We start from the raw sequence: 13,835 nt of genomic DNA, 5'->3' as shown, positions 1-13,835 counted from the left end.
AGAGGAGATAACATGGATTGGCAGGGGGCAGGCATGCAAGACGATCCACTCTGGTACAAGGATGCGATTATCTATCAGTTACATGTTAAGGCTTTTTTCGATCATGATAACAACGGTATCGGTGATTTCCGGGGACTGACGCAAAAACTGGACTATATCCAGGATCTGGGCGTGAACACCATCTGGTTGCTGCCATTTTATCCATCCCCGCAGCGCGACGACGGCTATGATATTTCCGATTATCGCAACATTCATCCAGACTACGGTACACGTAAGGATTTCCGTAACTTCATGCGCGAAGCGCATCGCCGAGGTTTGCGGGTAATCACCGAATTGGTGATCAATCATACATCGGATCAGCATCCCTGGTTCCAGGCTGCGCGCCGCGCGCCGGCAGACAGCAGGAAACGGGATTTTTATGTATGGAGCCAGACCAGTCAGAAATTTCCTGAAACGCGCATCATTTTTACCGACAGTGAGGTTTCCAACTGGACCTGGGATGACGTTGCTCAGGCTTTCTATTGGCACCGCTTTTTCCACCATCAACCGGATCTCAACCACAACAATCCTGAGGTGGTTAAAGCCGTAATCCGGGTCATGAACTTCTGGCTGGATATGGGGGTTGACGGACTTCGTCTGGATGCCGTTCCCTATTTGTGCGTAAAAGATGGCACCAGCAATGAGAACCTGCCCGAGACACATGCTGTATTGAAGCATATGCGATCTGTTGTCGATGCGCATTACCAGAATCGTTTGTTCCTGGCGGAAGCCAATCAATGGCCGGAGGATGTGCAGGATTACTTTGGGCAAGGTGACGAATGTCACATGGCTTATCATTTTCCATTGATGCCGCGCATGTACATGGCTGTCGCACTGGAAGACCGCTATCCAATTGTAGAAATCATGCAGCAGACGCCTGAGATTCCGAATGCCTGTCAATGGGCAATTTTCCTGCGTAATCATGACGAACTGACGCTGGAGATGGTTACCGACCGGGAACGGGATTATATGTACGAACGGTATGCGGCTGACCCGCGCATGCGTATCAACGTGGGTATCCGCCGCCGCTTAGCGCCGCTCATGGACAACGATCCCGATAAAATCAAGCTGATGAACAGTTTGCTTATGTCCATGCCGGGATCACCTATCATTTATTATGGTGATGAGATCGGTATGGGAGACAATTTTTTTCTGGGTGACCGTCACGGTGTGCGTACGCCCATGCAATGGAGTCCCGATCGTAATGCCGGTTTTTCCAAGGCAGATCCGCAATTTCTCTATCTGCCGCCTATCATGGATCCGATCTACGGCTATGAAGCGGTAAACGTGGAAGCACAGAACCGTAAGCCAGCCTCGTTGTTAAATTGGATGAAACGCCTGATTGCAGTACGTCAGTCACATCTTACATTTGGGCGCGGCACACTTAAGTTTTTAAGTCCCGGTAATCGAAAAATTCTCGCGTATATCCGCGAATACGGTGAAGAGTCTATTTTGTGTGTGGCTAATTTATCCCGCTCCGCTCAGCCGGTTGAACTCGATTTGTCCAGATTCAGGGGTAAGGTACCCGTTGAAATGCTGGGACGAACTGTGTTTCCGCCGATTGGTGATTTGCCCTACTTGTTAACATTGCCCGGACATAATTTCTACTGGTTTTGTCTTACCGCCAATACAGAAGCCCCGGCGTGGCATGTGGAGGCCCTGTCGCCGCTGGAATTGCCTGTGCTGGTATTGTTTGATGGCTGGCGCAGCTTCTTTCCCGAGCAATCAGAGGCTTCTCGGAAAACCATGGCGAAGCAATTGCGCAGTCAGCTGGAACGAGAAATTCTGCCGGGATACTTGCCAACGCAACGCTGGTTTGCTGCCAAAGCTGAACCGCTTGAACGCGTGGAGATCATGACGTTGACAACCTGGCCAGAAAAAAAGCATACCTGGCTGTGGTTATGGATCAAGGTTCATTTTGTTACCGGGAAAACCCAAATTTATTTTCTGCAATTGGCGATCGGATGGGGCGAGCCTGACGAAATGCCCATCCGGGCACTGCTACCTGTCGCTTTAGCCAAGATACGTCAGCGGGCCAGTGTAGGCATTATTTTTGATGCGCTTTGTGATGCGTCTTTTTCCCTTGCGATTATTGACGCGATGGCTGCGTCTTTGGAATTTGCTGTGGATTCAGGTGTAATTAAATTTTGCCCAACCTCCGCTTATTCGCGGCTCGTTGACAAATCCATGCTGACAGATTTGCGGCGACCCATTGTAGAAGGTACTAACAGCGCAGCGATTCTTGGTGACAGGTTGTTTTTTAAATTTTATCGACAGATACGGGACGGGGTCAATCTGGAAATGGAAATGGGGCGGTTTTTGACTGAGATTTCGCCTTACCGTAATATCTCGCCGGTTGTCGGGTCCATTGAGTACCATGAAAATGATGGCACTTCAGTAACGCTTGCATTGATTCAGGGCTATGTTTCAAATCAAGGCGATGGTTGGACTTATACCGTTGATTATCTGACACGTTTTTTTGAGGATTATTTGACGAAGCCGACAATAACTGCTGAATCTGAGGACAAGCACAGTGATTACCAGTGGATGATGCATATTCTTGGGTTGCGTACCGGGGAGTTGCATAAAGCCCTGGCTGTTCACTGTGGTGATCCCGCTTTTGAGCCGGAGCCGATATTATCGGAAGATTTTCACGCCTGGCGCGAACAGGTTTGTCAGGATGTACACGTCACAATGGAGCAGTTAGACGCCCGCCGCGAAACTATCTCGGAAAATAACAGAAAAACTGCAGACGAATTCCTGCTGATGAAAAAAACGCTGCTGGATCGGGTTTCTGAACTGTCAACCGGCAAGCCCGATACAATAGTTAAGACCCGATACCACGGCGACTATCATTTGGGTCAGGTACTACTCACCGGCAATGACTTTACCATTATCGATTTCGAAGGAGAACCGGCGCGATCGCTTGACGAACGCCGGATCAAGCATTCGCCCCTGCGGGATGTGGCTGGTATGCTTCGTTCATTCAACTACGCCGTTTCGGTGGTGCTGGCCAATTGCACTGCGGAGCGTCCAGCAGATTATGACCGACTACTGCCTTATGCACTTGAATGGGAAACGGTGGCCCGCGATGCATTTCTATCCGGCTACCGTGAAGGTGTGGCCGACTGTCATACATGGCCTCATGATGTCGTGCAAGCCGAGCAATTAATTGAACTATTTGTAATAGAGAAAGCGTTATACGAGCTGCGTTATGAACTGGATCATCGTATCGAATGGGTAGGTATTCCATTAGCCGGATTGCTGGCAATTTTGAAGACAGCGCCAGAAAATTTTTGAGGAGGTAGCGTCATGCAGGAGAAACGATACATACCTAGGATTTTAGCCTTTGTGATGGCCGGAGGTGAGGGCAGCCGGCTGAAACCGCTGACTGCGGAACGTTGTAAACCCGGAGTGCCTTTCGGGGGACGCTATCGAATCGTTGACTTTGTTCTGAGTAATCTGGTTAACTCAGAAATTCGCGCTATTTATTTACTGGTGCAATATAAGTCTCAGTCGCTGATCGAACATATTCGCAAGGCCTGGGGAATTTCTGCCATGCTGCCAGGTCATTTCGTCACAGTGACACCACCACAGATGCAAGATGACAAATCCTGGTTTACAGGCACCGCCGATGCGGTGTATCAAAACCTTAATCTGCTCAAAGAGCACAAACCGGATATTGTTGTAGTGTTCGGGGCTGATCATATCTACCGCATGGACATTCGGCAAATGGTGCGGTTTCATATGCAAGAAAGGGCTGACGTCAGTGTGGCGGCACTGCCGGTACCCATTGAACGTTCATCGGATTTCGGTATTATCGAGGCGGATAGTGATGGCAGAATTACGGCGTTCCAGGAAAAACCTGAACACCCTAAGGCGATGCCTTCAGATCCAAACCGGGCCTTTGCTTCCATGGGCAATTATTTGTTTAATGCGGATGTTTTGATCGAGGCGCTGGAAGTTTCGCATCAGCGGAAAGAAACCGATTTTGGGCGACATGTTCTGCCGATGTTGTTGAAAAGCAAGCACAGACTGTTCGCTTACAACTTCGCCACTAATGCAATACCGGGTATAAAGACATACGAAGAAATGGGGTATTGGCGTGATGTAGGTACTCTTGACGCTTATTTTGAAGCCAACCAGGATGTATTGGGAATGCAGCCGCGTTTTGATGCTTTTAATCCACAGTGGCCGATTTTTTCCAGTAATTATCAAGGGCCGGTGGCGAGAATAATAAACGGTCAAATAGACAACAGTTTACTTGGTGCGGCAACGGTCATAGATCAAGCCAACGTTCGCAACTGCATCATTCGCCGTGAAACAATTGTGGAACCCGGCGCGGACCTGGAAGATTGTATTATTATGGATTATGTGCGGATTTGCCGCGGCGCACGCTTGCGCCGGGTTATCGTAGACCGGCATAACATTATCGAATCTAATGCCCGTATCGGTTATAACCCGGAAGAAGACCGGCGTCGCTATCATGTCACGCCGACAGGTCTGGTGGTGGTGCCGTTGGGCGAAGTGAGTTATTTTGCACGCGATTCTCGCGGCAGGGGACCTGGCTATAATGAGTAAAACACACACTCAAAATAAAAAAAACTTTTCACGCCTGTGGCCTGGTAAGCCTTATCCATTGGGTGCTACCTGGGACGGGGCCGGGGTCAATTTCGCGCTATTTTCAGAGCATGCGGAAAAAGTTGAATTGTGCCTGTTCGATCTCAAAGGGCTACATGAAGTCCAACGTATCCAACTGCTGGAGCAAACAGACCGCGTGTGGCATGGTTATCTGCCTGAAGCGCGTCCCGGACTGTTATATGGCTATCGGGTATACGGACCCTATAAACCGGAAGAAGGGCATCGGTTTAATCCCAATAAATTATTACTTGATCCTTATGCCAAAGATATTCACGGTACGCTGCGTTGGAGTGACGCGCATTTTGGTTACAAAATCAGCAGCAATCGTGCCGATCTTTCATTTGATCGCAGCGATAATGCACGTGGCATGCCCAAATGTCGGGTTATTGATCCGGCATTCACCTGGGGTGACGACCGCCCGCCCAATATACCCTGGCATGAAACTGTCATCTATGAATTACATGTCAAAGGTTTTACTCAGCAACACCCCGAGGTGCCGCCCTGGCTGCGCGGCACTTATGCCGCACTGGCCTGCGAACCAGTAATCGAGCACTTTCGCCATCTAGGTGTTACGGCAATAGAATTGATGCCAATTCACGCTTTCATAGACGACCGTAACCTGGTGGAACGGGGATTGCGTAATTACTGGGGTTATAACTCTATTGGTTTCTTTACTCCAGACAGCCGTTACGCGGCAAACGGACTGGTGAACGAATTCAAGACTATGGTTAAAACGCTGCATGCGTCGGGTATCGAAGTGATTCTAGATGTTGTCTACAATCATACGGCTGAAGGTAATCAACTCGGACCGACACTGTCCTTTCGTGGTATTGATAATGCCGTCTACTACCGTACGGTGCCGGACGATGCACGTTATTACATGGATTACACCGGTTGTGGCAATACCTTGAATATGATGCACCCGCGCGTACTGCAACTGATCATGGACAGCCTGCGTTACTGGGTGATAGAGATGCACGTGGACGGCTTTCGTTTTGATCTGGCCGCTGCGCTGGCCCGCGGGTTGCACGAGGCAGACCGTCTTGGGGCTTTTCTCGATATCATTCACCAGGACCCGGTGCTCTCACAGGTGAAACTCATTGCAGAACCCTGGGATCTGGGTGCCGGTGGTTATCAGGTAGGTAATTTTCCTGTAGGCTGGACAGAATGGAATGGCAAATTCCGCGATGTCGTACGTGATTACTGGAAGGGTGAAGGCGGGGTGATCGGCGAGTTGGGCTATCGACTGACCGGTTCCAGCGACCTTTACGAACATAGCGGACGCCGACCTTATGCCAGCATTAACTTTATCACAGCGCATGACGGATTTACCTTGCATGATCTGGTTAGCTACAATCAGAAACATAACGAAGCCAATCAAGAAGAAAGCCGCGACGGCGAAGACCATAATCGCAGTTGGAATTGTGGTGCGGAAGGAGAAACCGACGATCCTGAAATCCGCACTCTGCGCATGCGTCAAAAACGTAACTTTCTGGCAACGCTTTTTCTTTCGCAGGGTGTGCCGATGCTGGTAGCCGGTGATGAAATGGGGCGCAGCCAGCAAGGCAATAATAATGCCTATTGTCAGGACAACGAAATCAGCTGGTTAAACTGGAACCTGGACAAAGAAAATCATGAATTAATCAATTTTGTACAACAACTGATACGGCTGACCAAAAAACATCCCAGTTTCCGCCGACGCAATTTTTTTCAAGGGCACAGTATCAAGAATAAAAAAGACATTATCTGGCTTAATCCAGATGGTTTGGAGATGAGTGACGAGCAGTGGCAGCATGATTTCGCACGCTCCCTGGGAACTTATCTCGCAGGATCAGGTATTGATGAGCGTGACGCGCATGGACATCAAATCACCGATGATGACTTTCTGATCTTACTGAACGCCCATCACGAGCAAATATCGTTCCAGCTTCCAGATTTTATAGGAGACCAGAACTGGCAGGTTCTCATCGATACATTTAACACATCAATGCCGTTTGTTGCGCAACAGTATTGCAGTGGTGAGAGTTATCCGCTTCAAGGACGTTCGCTTGTTCTACTTACACATATACGGAAACAAAGCCGATGATACGTCAGCACAAAATGCCTTTTGGTGCCGAATTGCAAAATGACGGGCAGGTACGTTTTCGACTATGGGCGCCGGGGGCTCAGCGGGTAGATCTCTGTCTGGCGGATCAGGTGGCAGGCGAGACAGTTTTGTCGATGACCAAGGAAGATGGCGGTTGGTTCATGTTGCTAACTGGCCGGGCTACGGACGGCAGCCGTTATCGATACCGTATCAATAATGATCTGAATGTGCCAGACCCAGCCGCCCGTTTTCAGCCCGAGGATGTACATGGGCCGAGCCAGGTTATCAACCCTGGGAGCTGGCATTGGAAAGACACCGGCTGGCATGGACGGCCATGGGAGGAAGCGGTTATTTATGAACTGCACGTGGGTACTTTTTCTGCCGAAGGTAATTTTGCTGCGGTCAAGAAACGTCTGGATTATTTGGTGGAATTGGGTGTTACAGCGATTGAACTGATGCCGGTGGCGGATTTTCCAGGCTCCCGAAACTGGGGTTATGACGGTGTGTTGCCGTTTGCACCCGACAGCAGCTACGGCACTCCAGATGCATTTAAGGATCTGGTTCAGACCGCGCATCAAAAAGGCATTATGGTTTTTCTGGATGTGGTGTACAACCACTTCGGCCCTGATGGGAATTATCTGCACGCTTATGCGTCGAAGTTTTTTACCGAACGCCATCATACGCCCTGGGGCGCAGCCTTGAATTTCGATGGAGCAGACAGTGAAACGGTGCGCCAGTTTTTTATTCACAATGCGCTTTATTGGCTGGAGGAATACCATCTTGATGGATTACGATTGGATGCGGTACATGCCATTGTGGATGACTCTTCACCCGATATTCTGGAGGAGTTGGCCGAAGCTGTAAAACAGGGACCAGGCCGTGATCGTTATGTGCATCTGGTACTGGAAAACGATCATAATGCCGCGCATTATCTTAATCGAAGTGAATCGGGTAACCCACGGCAGTATGTGGCGCAATGGAACGACGATATGCATCATGCCATGCATATTCTGCTCACAGCTGAGCGCGGTGGTTATTATGCCGACTACGCTGATCGACCCATTTGGTATCTGGGGCGTTGCCTGACGGAAGGGTTCGGCTATCAGGGAGAGCCTTCTCCTTACCGGGATGATACAGTCCGTGGCGAACCCAGCCGGACATTGCCGCTCACTGCCTTTGTTTCTTTTCTGCAGAATCATGACCAGGTCGGTAACCGTGCATTTGGTGAACGTATCAGTTCCCTGGTCGATGCGAATGCATTGCAGGCAATGGTGACTGTGATGTTACTGGCGCCCTCGCCACCTTTACTGTTTATGGGGGAAGAGTTTGCGGCCAAGCAGCCGTTTCTCTTTTTTTGTGATTTTAATGACGAGCTGGCAACCGCTGTTACCGAGGGACGGCGTCGGGAGTTTGCGCGTTTTGAGCAGTTTGCTGATCCCAAGGTAAGAGAAACTATTCCCGATCCCAATGCACGGGATACCTTTGAACGCAGCAAACTGGATTGGAACGATATACGAATGCCATTACATAATGACTGGCTTGCATTTTATAGACGTCTGCTCACTCTCAGACATCATAGAATTATGCCATTGTTATCCGGTATGCAGGGAAATACGGCAGAATTTGCCCAGTTGGGCGAGGCCAGTTTACGGGTGCAATGGCATTTAGGTGATGGATCTGCGCTGATTTTGCTGGGCAATTTTGGTGAGACGCCAGTTCAGTATACAGATGCAGATTTAAAAACCAGCAATGTCTTGTTTGCGTTTCCAGCCAGTTTGCCCACTGAATTGGCGGCGAATCGATTGCCTGCCTGGTCAGCGGGGTGGTTTCTTCAGGGAGAGTCTGCATGAAGCGCCAATCGCTGCTTGAAAAGTTATGTGCGCATTATTATATTGCTGGTGAATATCAGGATATTTGGGGAAAGCATCACCCGGCATCGCAAAATACCAAGCGCGATTTACTTACCGCCATGGGAATATCCACGGAAAATGATCAGGCTATGGAAAATGCCCTGGTCCAGGTAGAAATGAATAACTTTGGTCGTGTGCTGCCGCCCGTCCAAGTAGTACGAGAGGATGTGGATTTCATTCACATTGAAATAGGCGTCCCTGAAAACCAAGGCGGTCATCGGTTCCGTTGGAGGTTGATATACGAAAATAACGATTCAAGAAATGGGGAATTCCGTATAGCAGACTTGAAACTGGTGGCTCAGCAGGCAGTTAAGGGAGAAAACTGGCAGCGATATTTGCTGGAATTAGCGGAAATTCCTGACCTAGGTTACCACAGCTTCGAATTGTATGATCTCGATCAACCGGAAACGCAGCCAGCTACTATGTCGCTTATTGTGGTGCCTCGTACCTGTTATCAACCGGAGGCGATTCGAAATGACGGGCGGGTATGGGGATTTGCTGTTCAGCTTTACGCCGTACGTTCTTCACGCAATTGGGGCATCGGCGATTATACAGACCTGGTGCGGATACTTGAGTTTTCGGCGCAGGCAGGGGCTGGTCTGGTAGGTTTGAATCCGCTGCATGCTTTGTTTCCGCATAATCCCGAGCATGCAAGCCCATATAGTCCTTCCAGCCGTTTATTTTTGAATTGCTTGTTCTTGGATATAGAAATCATACCGGATTTTGCCGAATGTCCCGAAGCACGGCAATATGTTTCTGACGAAGCTTTTCAGGCTCAGCTGCGTGCTTTACGAGCGACTGAACTGGTGGATTATGCAGGTGTCGCTAAAACTAAAATGTCCGTACTGAACATTCTGTACAATCATTTTCGAAGACATCATCTGGATACCGGTAGTGAATACGCTGGTACATTTCACCATTTTCGAGAGGAACAGGGTGACACGTTGTATCGACATGCCTTGTATGAAGCATTGCAGGAATGGTTGCACCGTCAGAATTCTGAAGTATGGGGATGGCCGGTCTGGCCTGAGCCCTATCGCCATCCAGAGTCCGAAGCTGTAGCTGTTTTTGCGACTGAACATGAAACGCGTGTCACATTTTTTGAGTATCTACAGTGGCAAGCACATAGTCAACTTCAGGCGGCCGGTGATCGTGCTTATGAGCTGGGACTGGATATCGGTTTGTACCAGGATCTTGCTGTCAGTGTAGATGTTGGCGGTGCTGAAGCCTGGTCCAATCAGGAAATTTATGCCTTGCAGGCGCGAATCGGTTCACCGCCGGATGATTTTAATCTGAAAGGACAAGATTGGGGGCTGCCACCGTGGAATCCACAGCAGTTACGCGAGCAGGCCTATGCGCCGTTTATTGCGACCTTGAGACAAAACATGCGTGCTGCCGGAGCCTTGCGCATAGATCATGTTATGGCATTAAGAAGGCTGCTTTGGGTGCCATCCGGGAAGTCCCCGGCGGATGGTGCTTATGTTCATTATCCTTTCGAAGACTTGCTGGGGATTCTGGCGCTTGAGAGTCAGCGTAATTTTTGTTTGGTGATTGGCGAAGATCTTGGAACGGTGCCGGATGATGTCCGCGAAGCTTTGCATCCGCTGGGCGTGCTTTCATATCGGCTATTTTATTTCGAGAAGACAATTGACGGTAGTTTTAAATCACCGCATGATTTTGAACCGCAGGCGCTGGTAGCAGTAACGACGCATGATTTGCCTACTCTGGCCGGTTACTGGCTCGGACTGGATTTAGAGCTACGCAAGCATTTGGATCTATTTCCCAATGACGGGCTGCGCGAGCACCAGATTATCGAGCGTGCCGAAAATCGTGCCCGCCTGTTACTGGCACTCGAGCGAGAGAGCCTGTTGCCAGCCGGCATCAACGTACAGCCAGTGGCCATTCCGGAAATGACCACGGAATTTGCCATAGCCATCCATCGATATCTTGCCAGAACGCCTTCTCAGGTAATGATTACACAGCTTGAAGATATCCTTGGTCAGATGGAGCAGATCAATTTGCCCGGTACTATTGATCAGTATCCTAACTGGCGCCGGAAGCTGCCGTTGGATCTGGAGTTATGGGGGGAAGATTTGCGGGTAATGGCTTTCGGCAATGCTTTGCGCAACGAACGTGGCGGTGCGGTGAAAGCATTGCCGGAAACGTACGCGAACCAAACGTCATCAATGACGGCCGTCATTCCGCGCAGTACCTATCGATGGCAATTTCATCGGGGATTTACGTTTGAACAAGCTACGGCACTTGTTTCCTATTTGGATCAACTGGGAATTAGTCACTGTTATGCTTCACCTTGTTTACAGGCGCGTCCCGCCAGCACTCATGGTTATGACATTATTGATCATAACAGAATGAATATGGAGCTGGGCGGTGAAGATGCTTTTGCGAGATTCGCAGATGTGTTGGAAAAACATCATGTAGGCCTGATTCTGGATATTGTTCCCAATCATATGGGTGTCATGGGCAGCGATAATGCGTGGTGGCTGGATGTTTTGGAGAACGGGCCGGCATCGGTTTATGCAATGTTTTTTGATATCGACTGGGATTCGTTGAAGGATACATTACGCGGTAAGGTATTGGTGCCCATACTGAGTGATCATTACGGGAATATACTGGATCAAGGCGAACTGAAGCTGGTATTTGATAGTGAACACGGGATATTCCATATTCGTTATTACGAGCATGTGTTTCCTATTGATCCACAGGAATATCCTCGCATTTTGGCACTGAATATACATCAGTTAGAAGCACTCATAGATGCTGAAGATTTGCGTTTGATGGAGTTTCGATCGCTCATTACTGCCTTTGGCAATTTGCCACTCCGCTCGGAAACCGGAACGGCACTTATTGCTGAGCGTGCCAGAGACAAAGAAGTGCACAAGGCCACTTTGGCGCGCCTGTATCACGACGCCGACATTGCACGGTTTATCGATGAAAATCTGCGTGAATTTAATGATCATGTTGATGTCGGATTACTGCATGAGTTGATGGATTGCCAAGCTTGGCGCCTGGCATCGTGGCGCGTTGCTTCAGATGAGATCAATTACAGGCGGTTTTTTGATATCAATGATTTAGCCGCGCTGCGTATGGAAAATCCGCGGGTTTTTGTGGCGACTCATAAGTATGTGCTGGAATTGGTTGCTAAGAAAAAGGTTCAAGGTCTTCGTATCGACCATCCTGATGGCCTATATAATCCGGCCGCTTATTTTCACTTGCTGCAAGCCCAGGTGGCTGCAACGCAAGGAATGCGGGTTGCTGAACAATATAATCAAATAATCGGCAAGACTTCGCCGACATCAGCGCAAACCAAACCGATTTATCTTTTTGTAGAAAAAATCCTCGCCAGATATGAGCGGTTACGGGATGACTGGGCCGTGCACGGCACAACTGGTTATGACTTTACCAATTTGTTGAATGGGTTATTTGTTGACGCGGCCGCAGAGAACAAAATGGAGCGGGTTTACCGTGAATTTATTGGCTACAGTATCAATTTGGAGGCGCTTGTATATGATTGTAAAAAGTTGATCATACACACCGCTTTGGCTAGTGAGCTCAATGTGCTGGCTTTGCAACTCAGCCGCATTGCGGAACTGGATCGTCATACTCGAGACTTTACACTGAATAGCCTGCGCGAGGTTTTGAGTCAGATAGTGGCCTGTTTCCCCGTATATCGTACCTATGTGCAACCGAAACATATCAGTGAGGAAGACCGGCGTTATGTGGATTGGGCAGTTAACGTCAGCAAGAAACGTGCTGCCGCTTCTGACAATTCTGTGTTTGACTTTGTGCGCGAGGTGCTTTTACTCGAAATTGCAGAAGGTAAACATGCGGATTACCAGAAAAAGGTAATCAACTTCGCCAGAAAGTTTCAGCAGTATACAGGCCCGGTGATGGCTAAAGGACTGGAAGACACGGTTTTTTATCGCTATAACCGCTTACTTTCTCTGAACGAGGTGGGCGGGGAGCCCGACAAGTTCGGTGTGTCCGTATCCGCTTTTCATCATCAGAATCAGGAGCGGGCGCAAAATTGGCCGCATGCTATGCTGAGTACTTCCACGCACGATGGCAAACGCAGCGAAGATGTTCGTGCGCGTATTAATGTGCTGACAGAGTTGCCTGAAGAATGGCGGTCGCGGGTACGCCGCTGGGCGCGGCTCAATCGCAATAAGAAGCGACTGGTCGATGATCAGCCGGTCCCGGTCAAAAATGATGAGTATTTTTTCTATCAGACTCTGGTGGGTGTGTGGCCGTTGGAGCCGCTCGATCAATCAGGCCTGGAAGCATTCCGGGAGCGTATCGAGACATATATGCTCAAAGCGGCTAAAGAAGCCAAGTTATACACTTCTTGGATTAATCCCAATGCTGAGTATGAAGCAGCGGTAACCGACTTTGTACATGCTGTGCTTAATGACATCGACAATAATCTTTTTTTGGCGGATTTTTTAGCTTTTCTGAGACCGCTGAGTCGTGCAGGCCTGTTTAATAGTTTGTCGCAGACTTTGCTTAAATTGACTTCGCCGGGTGTTCCCGACATCTATCAGGGCAATGAACTGTGGGATTTCAGTTTGGTTGATCCGGATAACCGGCGTCCAGTGGACTATGTATTGCGGCGCAGGTTGTTGACGGAAGTGGAAAATGCCGTGACGTCGGCCAGCACGCTATGCCATTTCAGTCATGACTTGATGAAAACTATCGAAGACGGGCGCGCCAAGTTATATTTGACCTGGCGAAGCCTGCAACTTCGGCGCGATTATTTCGAATTGTTTCGTGATGGAGACTATTTGCCGCTCGATGTTTCCGGGATGCATGCCGATCATATATGCGCTTTCGCACGTCAGCTTGATAAACAAACTGTCGTTGTTGTTGCGCCAAGATTGGTATTTCGGTTGGCAGGCGGTGCTGATCCTCTTGGTGAGCAAATATGGAACGATACTTGTATTACGGTGCCTTTTAAAAAATGGCATAACTGGTTGACTGGAGAACGTTACCAGGCAGAAAGCGTTGGTAAGGAGCTGCGGCTGAGTGTCGGCAGCATCTTGCGTCATTTTCCAGCTGCCTTATTGCTGGAGGATGAGTCGTGAATTGTGCTCTACTTTGTCATCATTAAATCTGCCGGGCGATAGCCAGTAACTGCGATCAGC

5 protein-coding genes are annotated in these 13,835 nt (G+C 49.2%); all 5 read left to right on the top strand.

What is annotated here, in order from left to right:
- Positions 1-12: 12 nt before the first annotated feature.
- The 5 genes from treS to C8R11_RS05470 are packed head-to-tail and all read left to right on the top strand — an operon-like array spanning position 13 to position 13,775.
- The gene (treS, locus tag C8R11_RS05490) at positions 13-3,339 is read left to right on the top strand and encodes a maltose alpha-D-glucosyltransferase (RefSeq protein WP_107794813.1); all 3,327 of its coding nucleotides are present in this window, start codon (positions 13-15) and stop codon (positions 3,337-3,339) included.
- A 12-nt stretch (positions 3,340-3,351) separates the two neighbouring features.
- Complete coding sequence (locus tag C8R11_RS05485) at positions 3,352-4,620, top strand: glucose-1-phosphate adenylyltransferase (protein ID WP_107794812.1); 1,269 nt, start codon at positions 3,352-3,354, stop codon at positions 4,618-4,620.
- A complete protein-coding gene (gene glgX / locus C8R11_RS05480) occupies positions 4,613-6,766 on the top strand; it encodes a glycogen debranching protein GlgX (RefSeq protein ID WP_107794811.1) in 2,154 nt (717 codons plus the stop codon). Before C8R11_RS05485 ends, glgX begins: the two co-directional genes overlap by 8 nt.
- Positions 6,763-8,616, top strand: coding sequence for a malto-oligosyltrehalose trehalohydrolase (gene treZ, locus C8R11_RS05475; RefSeq protein WP_107794810.1), 1,854 nt, complete (start codon positions 6,763-6,765; stop codon positions 8,614-8,616). The genes glgX and treZ overlap by 4 nt, the downstream gene beginning before the upstream one ends.
- The gene (locus C8R11_RS05470; protein WP_107794809.1) at positions 8,613-13,775 is read left to right on the top strand and encodes a malto-oligosyltrehalose synthase; all 5,163 of its coding nucleotides are present in this window, start codon (positions 8,613-8,615) and stop codon (positions 13,773-13,775) included. The genes treZ and C8R11_RS05470 overlap by 4 nt, the downstream gene beginning before the upstream one ends.
- Positions 13,776-13,835: the final 60 nt, after the last annotated feature.

The sequence above is a fragment of the Nitrosomonas aestuarii genome, from assembly GCF_003046585.1.
Lineage (GTDB): Bacteria > Pseudomonadota > Gammaproteobacteria > Burkholderiales > Nitrosomonadaceae > Nitrosomonas > Nitrosomonas aestuarii.
Note: the sequence above shows the minus strand (reverse complement) of the source record. Positions and strands in the feature narration are given on the sequence as shown.

Coding starts and splice junctions, on each gene's coding strand:
- treS (WP_107794813.1), top strand. CDS start 13: ATGGATTGGCAGGGGGCAGGCATGCAAGACGATCCACTCTGGTACAAG.
- C8R11_RS05485 (WP_107794812.1), top strand. CDS start 3,352: ATGCAGGAGAAACGATACATACCTAGGATTTTAGCCTTTGTGATGGCC.
- glgX (WP_107794811.1), top strand. CDS start 4,613: ATGAGTAAAACACACACTCAAAATAAAAAAAACTTTTCACGCCTGTGG.
- treZ (WP_107794810.1), top strand. CDS start 6,763: ATGATACGTCAGCACAAAATGCCTTTTGGTGCCGAATTGCAAAATGAC.
- C8R11_RS05470 (WP_107794809.1), top strand. CDS start 8,613: ATGAAGCGCCAATCGCTGCTTGAAAAGTTATGTGCGCATTATTATATT.